Consider the following 17,125-nt stretch of genomic DNA (forward strand, 5'->3'; position numbering starts at 1 on the left):
AGCTTATTAACCTCTACCAGAAAGGCCCCTGTCAACTGACAGGGGCCTTTCTGGTTTTCAGGCAACAGGCTACAATCAATTAAAGTCAGGCTGGCAGTGGCCATAATTTTATTAATTAATAAAGGGGACTTGATTTGTTAATATGACATTTTATGCTGATAATAATTCTATATATATACATAACGCAAAATTTTTAATAGGTTATTAATGCCGATACAAAACAAAATACCTCTACAGCGTATCGTGAAGCTTGTTCACTAGATAACTATCTGGTAGTTTTGAAAAATATTAACCTCAGCTTAACAATTCCAATAAACTAATCAACAATCTCACCATGAGAAAACTTTTACTGCTAGCACAATTACTGCTGTGCTTCATTAGTGTTCCTCTATTGGCACAGGACCGGGTAATTACCGGCCGGGTGACCTCGGCCGAGGACGGTGCAGCTATGCCAGGCGTAAACATCGCCATCAAAGGCTCAACACGTGGCGCCACCACCGATGTGGATGGCCAATACAAGATCAGCGTGCCTTCTGGCACCGTACGGCTGATTTACTCATTCATCGGTTTCCTGAACCAGGAGGTTATCACTGGTACACAAACCGCACTGGATATTACCATGAAGCCCGATGCGTCACAGCTTCAGGAAGTGGTTGTAACAGCTCAGGGCATTCGGAAAAGCCCACGGGAAATCGGATACGCCGTTTCTAAAGTGGCGACTGAAGATGTTACCGTTGGCCGGTCGCCGCAACTGGCTCAGGCCCTGTCGGGTAAGGTAACGGGCTTGGCTGTGTATAACGTGAACAACAGCGTAGACCCATCTGTAAAGATTGTACTCCGTGGTTTCCGGTCACTGACGGGTAACAACGAAGCACTGGTTGTTCTCGATGGTATGCAAACGACCTCTACGGTACTGGCGCTCATCAACCCGAACGATATTGACAATGTCTCTATCCTGAAAGGGGGGCAGGCTGCTACACTCTATGGTTCGGCCGGCATTAACGGTGCCCTGATCATTACAACAAAGAAGGGAGCCAAAGGCAAAATCAAAGTAGGTTACTCAAACAGCACCAATATTGAGCAAATCAGCTTCCTGCCTCAGTTCCAGGAAAAATACGGCTCAGGCTCTCACTATTATCCTTCGTTCGGCTCAGCTGGCTATAGCAGCGATCCATTGGTGCGAATGCAGGGCAACTGGCGCTCGTACGAAAACCAACAGTTTGGTGACCCGTTCGATGGTTCACTGCGGATGTTAGGCCGGACCACGGAAGATGGCGGTCAACTGATTGTACCGTACGCACCCGTTAAAAACGGGCGTCTGAACAGCTTCGATACGGGCGTGTCGATGAACAACCAAGTGAGCTTCCAGGGTGGCGACGAGACGAGTTCGTTCTACATGTCGGTAGAAAATCAGAAGATTGCCGGTATCGTTCCGCACGACAAGAGCGAGCGGACGGGTGCCCGTTTATCAGCTACGCGTGAGTACAGCAAACTGACAACCGGCTTCAACGCCAGCTACACGCAGGCAAACTACGACAGAACGTCGGCCGACTTCTACAACGACGTAATCAACCAGCCAGCTAACCTGCCATTGAACGACCTGCGCGACTGGCAAAACAACCCCTTTGCTAATCCAAACGGTTTTTATAACGACTACTACAACAACCCGTATTTCAATGCGGACAACAACCGTAGAAATTATAAAGATGCCAACCTGACGGGTAACCTGAGCCTGACGTACAAAGTAGCGCCATGGGCTACCATCACCAACCGACTCGGTGTGATGAACAATTCACGTACTGGTAAAGACTACACCAAGAAATTCCTGTACTCAGACTGGGCTAAAACCAAGTCGTTCATTCCTGCTCCGTTCTTCCGCGACGGCGATGGTACTGGTATTTACCGCGCCATTACCGACAACCTCGGTTCTGTTACGGATTACTCGTCTACAGAAAACGTAATCAATAACGAGTTACAGCTTCTGTTCTCGAAGGATATCGGTGACTTCTCGAACAAATTACTCCTGGGTACCAGTCTTTACCAGCGGGCTACGAAGGGGATAACTATTGGTTCAAGCTCGATCGTTGTACCAGATGTATTCAACGTAGCCAACCGGCAGGGTGAATTAACCGGTGGTGAATCGAACACGCTGCAGCGCCGGGTAGGTTACTACGCTGACTTAACGACTAACTACAAGAATTTCCTGATCCTGAACGGTACGTTCCGGTATGATCAGACGTCGTTGTTCTACAAGCCAACCCGTCCAACCGATTTCTACTCGTATCCTTACTATGGTGTTGCCCTGTCGTTTATCGCTACGGATGCAATTCCAGGTTTGAAGAGTTCGATCGTGAACTACGCTAAATTCCGGGTGAACTATAACAAGAACGCCAATGACAACGTACCCCTCTATGGCCTCGATCTGGTGTACAACAACGGCGCCAACTTCCCTTATGGCAACACTGTAGGCTTAACGGTAGGCAACACCCTGCCTGATGCTAACCTAAAGCCTGAAGTCGTGTATTCGTCGGAAGTAGGCGGCGAATTTCAGCTCTTCAACAACCGGATCAACTTAGACGTATCGGCCTACACGCAGACGTCGAAAGGACAGGTGATTACGGTAAAGGTGCCAAACACAACGGGCTTCTCGAATCTGCTGATCAACGTAGGTGAAACTAAGAACTGGGGGTACGAGGCAGAACTGAAATACCTGATTGCCCGCGGCGGTAAGTTTGAGTGGGATGCCAGCCTGCGGTACTCGTACAACGACAACAAAGTAGTTGACCTGTACCCTGGTATCGATGAGTTCTTCGTGAGCGGCTACTCATACGCCAGCACGAACGTGATTAAAGGCCAGCGTTTCCCGATGTTGAAGACAGATGGTTACCAGTACGCACCAGACGGATCGGGCTACCGGTTGATCAACGCGACTACGGGTTACCCACTGCGTCAGTCTACCCTTTCGCCGCGTGGGGGTACGTTACCACGTGACATTGTTGGCTTGGGCTCGAAAATGACCTATGGCAACTTCGGCTTTACGTTCAACTTTGAATACCGCGGTGGTAACTACATGTTTAGCGACCTGGGCCGCCAGATGACCTTCACGGGTTCTGGCAAATGGACGGATAACCGATCGGATCAGATTTTTCCGAACTCAGCCGTGCTGAACGCCGATGGAACCGTGACGCCAAACACAACGATTAAAGTACGTGAGCCAGAATATTCTCTCTGGGTTGACCAGTACCGTCTGATCTCAGAAAACTTCGTCAACAAAGCGTGGTTCATTAAGCTTCGCGATATCAATTTCTCGTACAACATACCCTCAAAGGTATTGTCGAAAACAAAGGTATTGTCGGGCGCGAGCATAGCTCTTTACGGTCGTAACCTGATTACCATCGTAGACAAAATGAACTACTACACCGACCCTGAGTACAGCTTTACGTCAGGTAACGGTCTGGGGATCAACAATACCTCACAGACTCCGCCGGTACGTCAGTATGGTGTAAACATCAATCTTACATTCTAGTACAAATTGACATCGACTTCACATGAAATTAAAGTCATTAGTTATACTTGCTGTCGTAGGCCTGTTTGGTAGTGCTTGTCAGGAATCATTCCTCGACATCAACACGAACCCAAATACGTTACCTACAGCATCGCCGAACTACGTATTTACCAACGCGCTGAATACGACGTCGACAAACATGGTTGGCCCCAACGAAACCGGTTCCTACTGGTCGGGCCAATGGACACAGGGAAATGGCTACATCATCAGCACAACCCTGTTCGCCTACAACTTTACCAATGGTGATTTCAACTATTGGGATGGGTATTACGACAACCTGCAGGACTATCAGTTTGTGATTGACAACGCCGATAGCTACAACCAGAAGTTTTTGAAAGGCCCTGCCAAGGTGATGAAAGCCATGTTGTATCAACAGTTGGTTGATATGTATGGTAACGTACCGTACACAGATGCTCTCAAAGGCAGTGCAGTCCTGGCGCCTACGTTCGACGATCAGAAGGTGGTGTATGAAACACTGATTCCCCTGCTGGACGAGGCAATCGTTGATTTGAAAGCCAATGCGTTTGCCAGTGCCTTCACCGGTGCCGATATCGTCTTCAGAGGCAATACGACCAAATGGATTCAGTTTGCGAACTCGCTGAAGATGCGGATTCTGATGCGTCAGTCTAAAATTTCAGGCAGAGACACGTATATTAAAACGGAGCTGAACAAAATTGTTACACAGGGCTCAGGCTTCATTACCGGCGAAGAAGTAGGCGTTGGCGGCTCTTTCTTCTACCTGGCTACGGCCGGCAAATTGAATCCGATCTACGATCGTTGGGGCTATGATGCCAACGGCGCTAAGCGGGCCTTAAACAACTACCCCCGATTAACGCAATTCCTGTTCACTAACCTGAAAGCAGCCGGTGACACACTCCGTCTGAAGCGCATTGCGTATGCTAACGGTGGCGAAAATGGCTCTGTTCCGGGTACCAGTGTACAGAAAGAGGTAGCAGCTAACTACAATGGTACACCGTTTGGTGTTAGCTCGGGTTACCTGCCTGCCAATACCAGCTCACTCGGGCCAAGCCTGATCGTGAAAGGCGAATACAACCGCCCTTACATTTTGATGACGGCTGCGGAAGTACAATTCCTGCTGGCAGAAGCTAAACAGCGGTATAGTGATGTAACGCTGCCGGGTACGGCTCAGTCTTACTTTGAGGCGGGTATTCTTCAGTCGTTCCGCGTGCTGGGTGCCAACACCGCAGGAGCCACTGCCTACAAGGGGAGCAAGATCAATAACTACGACTGGGATGCGTCTACCGATAAGCTAGCCGCTATCTATCTACAGAAGTGGATTGCGACAACGAACTTCAGCGGTCTGGAAGCCTGGGCCGAGTACAGAAGAACGAATATGCCGGTGACACCACAAAGCATTCAGATCGTTGGTGAAACCAAACGTCCGCTCCGCTTCTACTATCCAAACTCAGAGTCAGGGTCGAACGGTAAAAACGTAAGTGCACAGGGCACGATCGATGTGTTCACTACCCGCTTATTCTGGGATGTTGACTAGATTACTCCGCTGACAGATTACCCAACAGAAGGCCATCAACTTGATGGCCTTCTGTTGTATACAATAGCCTAAAAACGAAAAAGCGAGTCGATAGCATCGGCTCGCTTTCTAATTACGCTTTATCCAACTATTAAGATCAGGACGGCTAGATATGGTGTAACTAGTCAGTATATAATAGTTTCTTGTATTCAGTAGCCTAAGGGGCAAACTATGTGTCTTTTGAGTTACCAAATATCATAAATTCCACTTTACAATAGGTACGGTACATCGCTATTTTTATTTAAAGGATGTTGATACATGATTCATACTATCGAATAACTCAACTTTTTGGTCTCGAAGTAGTTCTATTGTAACTCAACCGATTTAATAGACTCAAATTATGGATACCGACCAAACCAAATTAGCCTATAGTAGCGATGATTCCGCTAACCCTGATTTTGAAAGCGACAACCGTAACCGGGAAGAGCTGGAGAACTCAGCCAATGGATTAGACAGCACAGAAGTTCGGGATGGTCAGAATGGCCGCAACATCCGGGGAATTGGCAGCACTGACATGGATAGCGAGAACGGTGTGATCCGGATGGGCGACATGGACAACAGCACAATGGAAGTCACCGAAGAGGGCAAGCAGAACGCTGCTGCGGGCGCGAACCAGACCAACACTTCGACTGTCAGTGTAACAACGGCTGGCCCGGATGACTACGCGTCTGATCCTGTTGTAAACGTACCCAACGCCCAACTGGAAGCTAAGAAACAGGATGGGGAGGATGACGAAACCGACGATGATACAGATTCTTCTGTCTCACAGGAAGAAACCGAAGAAGACGTAGCCGAAACAGGTACGTCAACCGATCATCAGCCAACGTATTAAATCAATTAATAATCACGTAAACTCAACGAAATCATGAGCGTATCAAGCAACATCCGCAAAGAAAGTACTGAGTCGCACGCGGCTCGTCAAATGCACAGCACCATGGGTAGTTCACCCGACGGAGGCATGGCGCAATTGAACGACAAGAATCTTGACAACGAGTTGCCTTCTCGCCTGAACGATCGGGCCAACAATACGTCGGTAGCCGAAGACGTACAGGCCATTGAAGACACTGTAGCTGCTGAGGGTGATGACACCACAACAGACAGCAGCGACCAGCCTGTGCTGACAACCGACACAGAATACGGATCAGAGCAAGTACGGCCAACCCACGTAGCCGACGCTGACTGGAACCGGACTACTGAAGAGTAACAGTCGGTAATCGAGTACGTCAATCAAGTTTTTGGGTAGGGTCTACAGACCAGATAGCGTTGCTAATCCGATTCAATTGGTAGCGACGCTATTTCTCCTGTAGGTTCTACCCAAAAATTTGATTGGCATTTTCGGTATTGGGGGTAAATTTGGCTACCGCACTCGTACACAGAAACGAAAGTGCGGTATCTATTCGTTAGATACGTATCATAACCGTTCCCCAATCATGCGTCAATTACTTAGCCTGTGCCTTGTTGTTCTCTTTACCGCCTCGTCATTCACGCCAGCCAATGACGATGAATCGAAGGCGGGGATTCAGTTTACCAGCGCTCGTTGGGCCGATATTCTGAAGAAAGCAAAAGCAGAAAACAAGCTGATCTTCCTGGACGCCTACGCTAGCTGGTGTGGTCCATGCAAAATGTTGCAGAAGAATGTATTCACCCAAAAGACAGTTGGTGATTACTTCAACAAAAAATTCATAAATGTGAAGATGGACATGGAGAAAGGCGAAGGCCCTGCGCTTGCCCAGATGTATCCGTTGGAAGCGTACCCCACACTTCTGTTCATCAACGGCAATGGTCGCGTAGTGAAAAAAGCCATTGGGTATATGTCGGCTGACGACCTGATTGGCGTGGGCAAAAGCGTGAAGTAAGTCACAAAGCACGTCTCATTAAGAAAAAGAGTTGGTTGACGGATGAGTACGCTCACGTTGACCAACTCTTATTTGTTTGTTAGTGAGGCTTGCTTAGTTGGCTAAACAGAACCCCTACCCTCGCCCTGGTGTTATAGCATAAGGCCTGCTAACGAACGGCTTGATCTCCTGAATGCTTTACCCCAATACCCTCGAACAAAAATTAGGTTTCGATAAAATCCGCGAACTGCTGCGGCAGGCCTGCATATCCCCCCTAGGGCAGGACTATGTGGATAAGATTCGCTTTTCCGACAATCACCAACTGATTGATAAGCTGCTGCGTCAGACCTACGAGTTTACGCAGATCGTACAATACGAACCCGATTTTCCGCAGAGTAATTACCTCGATGTGCGTCCTCAATTGCAGAAGGCCCGCGTAGAAGGGATCACACTCATGGAAGATGAGTTTTTTGACCTGAAACTGGCCCTGAAAACCATTCAGGACTGCCTGCGCTTTCTGGCCAATCAGGAAGAAGACCAATACCCCTACCTCGCCGAACTGGCCCAGCCCGTAACCGTCGACAAAAACCTACTGGCTGCCCTCGAGCGCGTCATTGACGATCGTGGCCATGTTCGTGACAATGCCTCCCCAGAACTGGCCAGCATTCGCCGCCGCATTATCTCTGAACAGGCCAACCTGCGCAAACGCCTCGACAGTATCCTGCGCACCGCCCGCCAGCAAGGCTGGATTCCCGACGATCTGGGCCTGACTATTCGCGGTGGACGGCTGGTTATTCCGTTGGCGGCCGAACACAAGCGGAAGATAAGGGGCTTCGTTCATGACGAGTCCGACACGGGCAAAACCGTGTACATTGAACCCGCTGAAGTGTTCGATGGCAACAACGAGGTACGTGAACTGGAATATGAAGAACGCCGCGAGGTATACCGGATTTTGCTGGCCCTAACCGATCAGATCCGTCCCTTTCTACCTGATTTGAGTAAAGCGGTCAACTTCCTGGCGCAGATCGACTTTATTCGGGCCAAGGCAAAGCTAGCTGGCGAACTACAGGCGGGTATGCCGCAGGTGATGAACCGTCCAGTGTTGAACTGGACTGCCGCCCGACACCCCCTCCTCTATCTGTCGCATCAGAAGCAGAAAAAGAGCGTAGTGCCGCTCAACATTCTTCTCGACGATCAGCAGCGCATTCTGATTATTTCCGGCCCCAACGCGGGTGGTAAGTCTATTGCCCTAAAAACCATTGGCCTGCTGCAGTACATGATGCAGTGCGGCTTGCTGGTGCCTATGGCCGAGTATTCCGATATGGGAGTGTTCCAGAACCTGTTTATCGACATTGGTGATGAACAATCGCTGGAAAATGACCTTAGTACGTACTCGTCGCACCTGACCAACATGCAGAAGTTTCTGGTGGGAGCCAACAAACGTACGCTCTTCCTGATCGACGAATTTGGTACCGGTACTGAACCAGGGCAGGGCGGTGCTATTGCCGAGGCTATCTTGGAAGAACTCAATAAGTCGGGCGCGTATGGTGTCATAAATACGCACTACACTAACCTGAAAGTCTTTGCTGATAAAACAGCAGGCCTCATCAACGGAGCCATGCGCTTTGATGGCGAGAAGCTGGAGCCCCTCTACGAACTGGAGATGGGCCGACCCGGCTCATCGTTCGCGTTTGAGATTGCCCGGAAGATCAATCTGCCTAACGCCGTAATTGAGCGCGCCAAGGAGAAACTGGGCAACCAGCAGGTGAACTTCGAGAAACTACTGAAAGAACTGGATATTGAGAAGCGTGTTTTTTCTGAAAAGAACCTCGATATCAGCATCAAACAGCGGAAAGTATCGCAGCAGCTAGCGGAGTATACGGCCCTGAAAACCCGGCTCGACAACGAACAGAAGCAATTGCTGAACACGGCCAAAGCCAAGGCAAAAACGCTGGTGCAGGAAGCCAATCAGCGCATCGAAAACACGATTCGTGAGATCAAGGAATCGAAGGCTGACAAAGATACGACGCGCCAGGTACGTGCTGAACTACAGCAGTTTGACCAGAAGGAGCTGAAGCCTGAAGTGGTGGTTGAACCCGCCAAACCAAAAGAGCCCGAAGAAGAATTTGTAAACGACAATACGCCCATTGGCGTGGGAAGTTACGTGCGCATCGACGGGCAAACGGCAATTGGCGAAGTACTGGCCATTCGGGGTAAAGATGCAGAAGTCCGGATCGGCGAGCTAAAGTCGAACATTAAGCTGAACCGGCTCGAAAAGGTAAGCCGCAAGACCTACCGGGAGGCCGTAGGTATCCGCGAGAAGCCCCGTAGCCAGGGTATGGACCTAAACGAGAAGATGATGAATTTTTCGTTTAACCTCGACATTCGGGGGTATCGCGGTGAAGAAGCGCTCGGCGAACTCGACCGATTCATGGACAGTGCCCTGATGCTCGGTTACCCCGAACTTCGCATTGTACATGGCAAAGGCGACGGTATCCTACGGACTCTGGTGCGTAATCACCTCCGCTCTTACAAGCAGGTAGCCGGCATGGCCGACGAACACGCCGATCGGGGCGGGCAAGGCGTTACATTGGTAAAAATGAAGTAACTATTTTAAAGGGTAGTTCAGGCGCTGCGTGCTGCCACGGTAGGCAATAGACTGTGGCAACGCCCAGTGCCTGAACTACCCTCTATTGCTTTCACTCACTGATTAAAGACCTGCGTCATGAATGCTTCCAGCTTCACAGGGTCTAGCTGTCCGTTGGTGCGCACGCCGCTACACAGATCGAGCCCAAACGGCTGAACCGCCTCGATGGCCTGCCGCACATTGTCGGGTCGTAACCCACCAGCCAGAAAGATGGGCACCGGCGACAGCTCCCGAATCTGCCGGCTCAGCGCCCAGTCGTGTACCCGGCCTGTGCCACCCAATTCTTTCACCGCGAGAGTAGGGTTCCCACTGTCGAGCAGCAACGCATCCACATGCGGGGCAATGTGCAGGGCCTCTTCCACGGATGACTGGTCAATGACGTGGATCACCTGAACCAGCCGTATCCCCGGTAAGGCGGCACGTATCTGGTCATACGTACCTAGTCGAAGAGCATCCACGATCTGAACCGTATTGGTGTTCACCCGTTGCTGGTGCGCAATGATCTGATCGGCGTCGGTTTCACTTGTCAGTAGAAACGTGGCAACCGGAGGTGGCACCCGTTTGGCAATAGCCGCAATTTGTCCGTCGGTGATCACCCCCGGACCGCTGGGCATTGCCCCAACCAACCCTAAAGCAGCTGCGCCCATTGCTATAGCCAACCGGGCCTCCTCGTCATCACGGATACAGCATATTTTCACATGTGGCGAAATAATCATAAAGCAAATATACCAAAGCGCCGTATTGATGTGCTGGATGGAAACCGCTTGCTTACATTTGGAGTTGTATGACTGCCCCTACTATGTCTTTGAACTTTTCGATGTTGTAGCAGGGTATTCGATTGCTTTTGGTACTAATTTCGCCCGCTGCTCTTAGTACGGGCACACAACCCATTAACGCTGAATTTCTTTTACCCCCGCACGCACGTATGGCAAGCACTGCTGAACTGATCGTAGACGGCAAATCGTATACCTTCCCCACTCTGGAAGGAACAGAAAACGAAAACGCCGTTGATATTTCCAACCTCCGTGACCAGACGGGTTACGTCACCCTCGACCGAGGGTACAAGAATACCGGTGCTACCCAGAGTGCCATTACGTTCTTAGACGGCGAGGAGGGAATCCTGCGCTATCGCGGTTATTCAATTGAAGACCTGGCGTCGAAAGCCTCTTTTCTGGAGGTATCTTACTTACTGATCTACGGTGAACTGCCCACTCAGGAGCAGTTCAATACGTTCTCAACGGGCATCCGCCGGCATACCCTCGTCAATGAGGATATGCGCAAGATATTCGATGGCTTCCCGGTCAATGCGCACCCCATGTGCGTGCTAGGGTCGCTTGTCAATGCCATGAGTGCGTTCTATCCCGATTCGCAGGAGGGCAAAAATACCGATCTACACATCACCCGCCTGATGGCCAAATTGCCTACACTGGCAACCTGGTCGTACAAGCGGTCGCAGGGGCACCCTACGAATTACCCAAAAAATGAACTGGATTACATCGCCAACTTCCTGAACATGATGTTCGCGTTGCCGGTGGAAGATTATAAAGTTGACCCGGTTGTAGCGGAAGCGCTGAACGTGCTGCTGATTCTACACGCTGACCACGAACAGAACTGCTCGACCAGCACCGTTCGGCTCGTCGGCTCATCGCAAGCCAACATCTACTCGTCGATTGCAGCGGGTGTAAACGCCCTGTGGGGTCCCCTGCATGGTGGCGCCAACCAGGAAGTGATTGAGATGCTGGAAGAGATCAAAGAAGGTGGTGGCGATGTAGCTAAATACATCGACATGGCCAAGAATGCCAAAACTACGGGCTTCCGGCTGTTTGGCTTCGGTCACCGCGTCTACAAAAACTTTGATCCTCGCGCCAAGATCATCAAGAAGGCGGCCGACGATGTACTCAGCAAATTGGGTGTGAATGATCCCGTATTGGAAATTGCCAAAGGCCTCGAAGAAGCCGCGCTGAACGACCCATATTTTGTACAGCGCAAACTGTATCCGAACGTCGATTTCTATTCGGGCATCATCTACCGCGCCCTCGGCATTCCAACCAACATGTTTACGGTGATGTTCGCCATCGGCCGCTTGCCCGGCTGGATTGCCCAATGGAAAGAAATGCGCGAGCAGAAAGAGCCAATCGGCCGCCCTCGTCAGATCTATACCGGTTCTACCCTCCGCGAATTCAAAGAAATCAGCCAGCGGTAGTATCAATTATCAGTTATGTGTAAAGGGGAGCTAATCGGAGGATTGGCTCCCCTTTTTTTTAACCGAACAATAGATAAGCAGCTGCTAATAGACGAAGTACACTCGTAACCAGTAGTTTAGGTACGTTCGCTTTACAAGGTCACCAAGAACTTCTTGACTTCGTGTTTCTGTAATCATCTATCCGGAGGAAAAGCAAGGATGAAAACGCTACTAGTTATTGCCTGTTATTGTATGCTTACCAGCAGTTTAGCACAACAGGCACCTGATTTCTCGATAAACACAGACGGCAAATCTGTGCTCCGCATCCAGTATCAGTCCAACAGCAGAGTCAGGCCACTCTTCACCTACACGCATAAGGTTTTGCCGTATGGCAACAATCAACGACGGGATAGCGATTCGATCCCGCTGGGTTCAGGTGAAAAGTTTATCCATTTCCAGGTTGCTACGCCACAACGGGCACTCCTTACCATCGCGAATAGAGGCTCAGTAATTTATTTACTCCCAAACGATACGCTAACCTTAGTGATTGATTTAAGTCCCGCAACTACCTGGGGATCGTATCATTTTTATGGAAAAGGAGCGGCAATCACGCAGTACTACTTCGATCAGGCCCGAAGCTTAACCCGGATTCCGGAACGAACACGAGCACTGTTGGCTAATCACACAGCTACCCTACCCCAATACGCTCAACGGATGGATTCGCTGCTCCAGGTCGAACAACAGTTTCTCAAAAACTACCTCACGCAGCATACGTTACCCGACTGGTTTGTTGAACAGGAGCAGCAGCAGATTCTTTATAATGACGCTACCTATCGGGCCAACGCCGTATTATATAGACGGTTCATAAAAATGGATAGTATCGATGCCGTACCGAAGGACTTCTTTGCGTTCGTTACCCCATCTCTATTGAACAATCAGTCAGCAGCGCACTTAGCAGACTATCAAAGTTTTATAAACAACTATTTTTGGCATATCTATCATCAACAGAAGCCGGCAAACCAATCGTTTAAATTCTTTCCTGCGTTGGCCGATAAACAGTTGTCCGGTTTAGCCTGGGAGGTATTTATGGCGCGTTACATTGGTCAGCTACTGGCAGATGCCCCAACTGAAGGCGAATCGTTGTTGAAACACTATTATCCTACGTTCAGGCACAAGCTCTGGCTCGACAGTTTGACGGCGTATTATGAAAATGCGTACACGCTCAAACCGGGCCAATTGGCACCAAAATTTGCGCTGGAAGACAATCGGGATTCTCTGACATACCTAAACGAATTTCGGGGCAACGTAATCTATGTAAGCTTTTGGTTTACGGGGTGTGCGCCCTGCCGACAGGAAATGCCATTTGAGAATGAGTTGGTAACTTATTTCGCCGGGAAGCCGGTCAAAATTGTTAATATCTGCGTCAATAGTACACGGGAAGATTGGGCCAAAGTCAGCAACTTATATAAGCTGCAAACGGTCAATTTATTTGCCAACAAGGCGTGGGCAACTACGTTGATCAGCAAGTATAACGTCAGGGCGTATCCGCATTATGTATTGATTGACCAGGCTGGTAAAGTGGTAAAAAATAACTGTGCCCGGCCAAGTGGCGAGGCGAAAAGAGAAATTGAAGCACTGCTGCAGTAGTTGTATTGCGGAATGGGTGACGAATTGACAGCTTTTTTACGCCCCTCACCTATGCTGCTTGACCAACCGAAGCTAAAGCCGTTGCGACGGACCGTTTCGGCGCTACAATACGCTTTACCTTTGCGGCATGACTACACTTTCTCAACGCGATCAGGCCGTGATCTGGCATCCGTTTACGCAGATGCAGACCGCGCCGATGCCTATTCCTATTGTTCGGGGCAAAGGGTCAGTTCTCTATACCGAAGATGGCGGCGAACTGCTGGACATGATCTCGTCGTGGTGGGTTACCATCCACGGGCATGCTCATACGCACATCGCCGAACGCGTATCGGCCCAGTTACGCACATTAGAACACACTATTTTTGCCGGGTTTACACACGAGCCCGCCGTTCAGCTGGCCGAGCGACTGCTGCCTGTTCTGCCCACAAACCAACGCCGCGTATTTTATTCCGACAATGGCTCTACTGCCGTTGAAGTAGCCCTGAAAATGGCGTTCCAGTACTGGCATAACCTCGGCAAGCCACGGCGAAAAGTAGTGGCGTTCGACGACGCCTATCATGGCGATACGTTTGGCGCTATGGCCGTAGGCGGACGCAGTGCCTTCACCGCCCCGTTTGCTCCATTCCTATTCGACGTAACGTACCTGCCAGCGCCAGTCCCCGGTCGTGAGGCCGAAGTGCTGGAACTGGCCCGCGCCGTGTTTACCGACGAGGTTGCCGCTTTCATTGTTGAACCGCTGGTGCAGGGCGCAGGTGGTATGGTGATGTATGAACCCGACGTACTCGATCAGCTCTTCGCAATGGCACGTACCCAGGGAACGCTTCTCATTGCCGATGAAGTAATGACGGGGTTTGGACGAACGGGTAAACTATTCGCCAGCCATTACCTGACCGAACAACCCGATCTGATGTGCCTGTCGAAAGGCCTTACGGGTGGCACCATGGCGCTGAGCATCACGACCTGCACCGAGGCGATTTACGATGCCTTTCTGTCGACCGATAAGATGAAGACGCTCTTCCACGGGCACTCCTTTACCGCCAATCCGGTAGCCTGCGCGGCTTCCCTGGCCAGCCTCGACCTGTTGCTGACATCCGAGCGCCAAGCCGATATTCAACGCATTGCCGACCAGCACACGGCTTTTGCCATCCGGCTACGCCAGTCGCCTGTAGTCGGAAACGTCCGGCAGCGGGGTACGTTGCTGGCGTTCGATCTGGTAACAAGTGGGCAGACGTCATACTTCAACAATATTCGGGATGTCGCCTACGATTTCCTGCTGGAAAAAGGTGTCCTGATGCGACCGCTGGGCAATGTGCTATACCTTATGCCGCCTTATTGCACCACCAACGCACAGTTGCAGGTAGCCTACGAGGCCGTATTTGCTTTGCTGGCACAGTTGGAAGCATAGCGTATTTATAGCCCCTGAACGTACCTACCGCTGTTTTTCGATGGTATCGACCAGAATGCGGAACCAGACGGTAAACGTTTCGGGGGCATGGGCCATCTCTTGTAGCAACGCCTCGCGACTGACCCAGCGAACCGCCATCACTTCGGCCGGGTTAAAGGGAATTTCGCCCTCGTACGTACCCGTGAACACGTGATCGAACTCATGCTCGGTGAGGCCGTTGGGCAGCGAAGCGTGGTAAATAAAACTAAATGACGGCGTCAGTTCAGTCCGGAAGCCCATTTCCTCGTCGAGGCGCTGCTCGGCCTGCTGACCGGTGTCGGTGGGCCGGGTGGGGTGCCCACAACAGGCATTCGACCAGAGGCCACCCGAGTGGTACTTCGCCAATGCCCGCTGCTGCAACAGGTAATCGCCCCGATCATTGTAGATTAGGACAGAAAACGCCCGGTGCAGCACACCGTCGTAGTGAACCTGCATTTTTTCGGCCGTGCCAATAACCTCGTCCTGTTCAGTAACGAGCAACAAATCAGGGGATAACGTACCTACAGAATTCATGCGATGCGGCCGAAAGGATTGACCATCAGCGAAGGTAGTACGCCGGGTAAATGAACGCAAACCAGGCGGGGTATCTTCAGCAAACATACGCCTCGTTAAGTCCCTCAACCATTCAGTAAACTCCTTTCTGGCACTAGTAGCTAGATCACCATTTTGCCTATATTTGATACATCTACTTTTCTTTTCTGATGTATTTACGTTACCTGCTTTTTTCCTTGAGCACGCTGTTGCTGGCACTGGCGCCCCCCGCTCCGGCCACCGCGCAGACCCCTGTCTACGAAGCGTTTGCCGTCGACTCGGCTGCAGCGCCAAGGGGTGGCCCATTCATGCTGGAAACGTTTCTGTCGGTCAACTTTAAAAAGCCGTTCATGGCCCAGGTAGCCAACACATCCGGTCGAATCGTTGTGAAAGCAGTGGTGGAGCCAAACGGACATATCACCGATGTTCAGTTGGTACGCGGCCTTCGGCCCGATTGTAATCAGGAAGCCCTGCGGGTGATGCGTTTGTTCAACGCCTGGAAGCCGGCTCTAAAAGACGGAAAATCGGTACGGCAGGCCATCACGTATGCCATTCCGGTGAAGCCCAACCCCACGCTGTTTACGAAACGATTGGGAGATAATCGCATTCAGCAAACTGTCTACTACGGTTCAAACGATCAAATCAAAGTCAGCGACAATCCTCCCTATCCGCCTACAGACTATATGTTTAGGGTTGTGATGCCCGTCGATACACTGGGCCGTGTTGTTGGCGATGCAAAGGCGATCGTTAAACGGGTGGGGGGGCATCAATTTGTCATGAAAGACGCTACGTACCTGCTCAGCCGGGAACGCCTGACGGGCAAGGACAGTACAGAAATTCGCTACCAGACCGCCCTGAAAGATAACTGTTGCCGCCTGTTTGGCCCTGTGCAGCTCACCGATGAAACCGGTCGGGTACGTTCTGATGCACAGTACAGCCTGATTAAACGGAATGAGCAAACGTACTCGGTTACCGGCATGGTCGAGAAGTTGTATGAATACATTTGGGATGGCAGCAGAACGATCACTTGGCACCCGAACGGGCAACTAAACGAATTTAGAGAAACCAAAATAAGCGGGCTGCTACCGGGCCAGGAGGTGATTCGTTTCCTGACCGTTTGCGACTCGGCGGGCAATTACCAGATCCAGTACGGGCAGGGGTCACGGACTTGGGCCGAACGCGTAAAGTCGAGGCGCGATACCGCTACCTATACCCAGTTTGTGCAACGAGCCACTTACAGCCAGGGTCTGAAACACGGCCTCTGTAGCGGTGCCTATGCTGATGGTTCATACAGCTATCAGGAGACCTATGAGAACGGCACCTGCCTGGGTGGTTTCGCTATCGTGGCGGAGCGCGATACGATTCGCTACACTCAGGCCCGTCAAAGCCCAACTCTGGTCGGGGGTAAGGCCGCGGCTGATCAACTGGCCAGCCAGGTAGCAACGTACCTAAAGAAGCCAGTGCAGTTTGGCGATTTTGGCGGAGTGAAGGTTGATTTCAGACTCGATCAGGCAGGCCGTGTGCTCGACCGTTCGGTCGTCTGGAGTACCAAACAATTGCCCACAGATACAATACTGCGCCTCTTTGACAATACGAAAGAGCTATGGCAACCAGCTATGGTACGGGGCGAACCCATTGAGGCAGCCCATGTGCTGCTGATTTCGTATGACTTTGGGCAAAACGCTCCGACGGTCTCTTTTTAACGGAAGTCTGTACCGTTAT

Annotated in this window: 12 protein-coding genes; 10 read left to right on the forward strand and 2 right to left on the reverse strand. The window is 50.8% G+C overall.

Features of this window, described 5'->3' with window-relative positions; genetic code table 11:
* Positions 1–334 precede the first annotated feature (334 nt).
* The 6 genes from F7231_RS06420 to F7231_RS06445 all read left to right on the forward strand — a co-directional run bounded on the left by F7231_RS06420 (position 335) and on the right by F7231_RS06445 (position 9,560).
* Entirely contained in the window at positions 335–3,526 is a 3,192-nt protein-coding gene (locus tag F7231_RS06420; protein WP_166691330.1) for a SusC/RagA family TonB-linked outer membrane protein, read from the forward strand.
* A gap of 22 nt (positions 3,527–3,548) precedes the next feature.
* Complete coding sequence (locus F7231_RS06425) at positions 3,549–5,078, forward strand: SusD/RagB family nutrient-binding outer membrane lipoprotein (RefSeq protein WP_085412318.1); 1,530 nt, start codon at positions 3,549–3,551, stop codon at positions 5,076–5,078.
* A 379-nt stretch (positions 5,079–5,457) separates the two neighbouring features.
* Positions 5,458–5,949 carry a hypothetical protein gene (locus F7231_RS06430; protein WP_085412317.1) on the forward strand — a complete coding sequence of 164 codons (492 nt, stop codon included), beginning with the start codon at positions 5,458–5,460 and terminating at the stop codon, positions 5,947–5,949.
* Positions 5,950–5,982: 33 nt separating this feature from the next.
* Complete coding sequence (locus tag F7231_RS06435; protein ID WP_085412316.1) at positions 5,983–6,321, forward strand: hypothetical protein; 339 nt, start codon at positions 5,983–5,985, stop codon at positions 6,319–6,321.
* 226 nt (positions 6,322–6,547) lie between these two features.
* Positions 6,548–6,973, forward strand: coding sequence for a thioredoxin family protein (locus tag F7231_RS06440; protein WP_085415091.1), 426 nt, complete (start codon positions 6,548–6,550; stop codon positions 6,971–6,973).
* A 172-nt stretch (positions 6,974–7,145) separates the two neighbouring features.
* Positions 7,146–9,560 carry an endonuclease MutS2 gene (locus F7231_RS06445; protein WP_085412315.1) on the forward strand — a complete coding sequence of 805 codons (2,415 nt, stop codon included), beginning with the start codon at positions 7,146–7,148 and terminating at the stop codon, positions 9,558–9,560.
* Positions 9,561–9,655: 95 nt separating this feature from the next.
* Here F7231_RS06445 and F7231_RS06450 read toward each other — a convergent pair whose 3' ends face one another.
* A complete protein-coding gene (locus tag F7231_RS06450; protein ID WP_085412314.1) occupies positions 9,656–10,315 on the reverse strand; it encodes a phosphoribosylanthranilate isomerase in 660 nt (219 codons plus the stop codon).
* Positions 10,316–10,524: 209 nt separating this feature from the next.
* On the opposite strand from F7231_RS06450, the gene F7231_RS06455 reads away from it, so the two are divergent.
* From F7231_RS06455 to bioA, 3 genes are all read left to right on the forward strand, one after another.
* A complete protein-coding gene (locus F7231_RS06455) occupies positions 10,525–11,802 on the forward strand; it encodes a citrate synthase (protein WP_085412313.1) in 1,278 nt (425 codons plus the stop codon).
* A 198-nt stretch (positions 11,803–12,000) separates the two neighbouring features.
* On the forward strand, positions 12,001–13,428 hold the full coding sequence (locus tag F7231_RS06460; RefSeq protein WP_166691331.1) for a TlpA family protein disulfide reductase: 1,428 nt from the start codon (positions 12,001–12,003) through the stop codon (positions 13,426–13,428).
* Between the two features lie 127 nt (positions 13,429–13,555).
* Complete coding sequence (gene bioA, locus F7231_RS06465; RefSeq protein WP_166691332.1) at positions 13,556–14,833, forward strand: adenosylmethionine--8-amino-7-oxononanoate transaminase; 1,278 nt, start codon at positions 13,556–13,558, stop codon at positions 14,831–14,833.
* 24 nt (positions 14,834–14,857) lie between these two features.
* On the opposite strand, the gene idi is transcribed toward bioA, so the two are convergent.
* On the reverse strand, positions 14,858–15,445 hold the full coding sequence (gene idi / locus F7231_RS06470; RefSeq protein ID WP_229369687.1) for an isopentenyl-diphosphate Delta-isomerase: 588 nt from the start codon (positions 15,443–15,445) through the stop codon (positions 14,858–14,860).
* A 128-nt stretch (positions 15,446–15,573) separates the two neighbouring features.
* Here idi and F7231_RS06475 point away from each other — a divergent pair, with 128 nt between their 5' ends.
* On the forward strand, positions 15,574–17,106 hold the full coding sequence (locus tag F7231_RS06475; RefSeq protein WP_166691333.1) for an energy transducer TonB: 1,533 nt from the start codon (positions 15,574–15,576) through the stop codon (positions 17,104–17,106).
* Positions 17,107–17,125 lie beyond the last annotated feature (19 nt).

Source organism: Fibrivirga algicola (assembly GCF_011742925.1).
Taxonomy (GTDB): Bacteria; Bacteroidota; Bacteroidia; order Cytophagales; family Spirosomataceae; genus Fibrella; species Fibrella algicola.

What these genes read in the sequence shown, in the direction of transcription:
- F7231_RS06425 (WP_085412318.1), top strand. Translation starts at nt 3,549, where the DNA reads ATGAAATTAAAGTCATTAGTTATACTTGCTGTCGTAGGCCTGTTTGGT.
- F7231_RS06455 (WP_085412313.1), top strand. Translation starts at nt 10,525, where the DNA reads ATGGCAAGCACTGCTGAACTGATCGTAGACGGCAAATCGTATACCTTC.
- bioA (WP_166691332.1), top strand. Translation starts at nt 13,556, where the DNA reads ATGACTACACTTTCTCAACGCGATCAGGCCGTGATCTGGCATCCGTTT.
- F7231_RS06435 (WP_085412316.1), top strand. Translation starts at nt 5,983, where the DNA reads ATGAGCGTATCAAGCAACATCCGCAAAGAAAGTACTGAGTCGCACGCG.
- F7231_RS06460 (WP_166691331.1), top strand. Translation starts at nt 12,001, where the DNA reads ATGAAAACGCTACTAGTTATTGCCTGTTATTGTATGCTTACCAGCAGT.
- F7231_RS06440 (WP_085415091.1), top strand. Translation starts at nt 6,548, where the DNA reads ATGCGTCAATTACTTAGCCTGTGCCTTGTTGTTCTCTTTACCGCCTCG.
- F7231_RS06450 (WP_085412314.1), bottom strand. Translation starts at nt 10,315, where the DNA reads ATGATTATTTCGCCACATGTGAAAATATGCTGTATCCGTGATGACGAG.
- F7231_RS06420 (WP_166691330.1), top strand. Translation starts at nt 335, where the DNA reads ATGAGAAAACTTTTACTGCTAGCACAATTACTGCTGTGCTTCATTAGT.
- F7231_RS06445 (WP_085412315.1), top strand. Translation starts at nt 7,146, where the DNA reads ATGCTTTACCCCAATACCCTCGAACAAAAATTAGGTTTCGATAAAATC.
- F7231_RS06475 (WP_166691333.1), top strand. Translation starts at nt 15,574, where the DNA reads ATGTATTTACGTTACCTGCTTTTTTCCTTGAGCACGCTGTTGCTGGCA.
- F7231_RS06430 (WP_085412317.1), top strand. Translation starts at nt 5,458, where the DNA reads ATGGATACCGACCAAACCAAATTAGCCTATAGTAGCGATGATTCCGCT.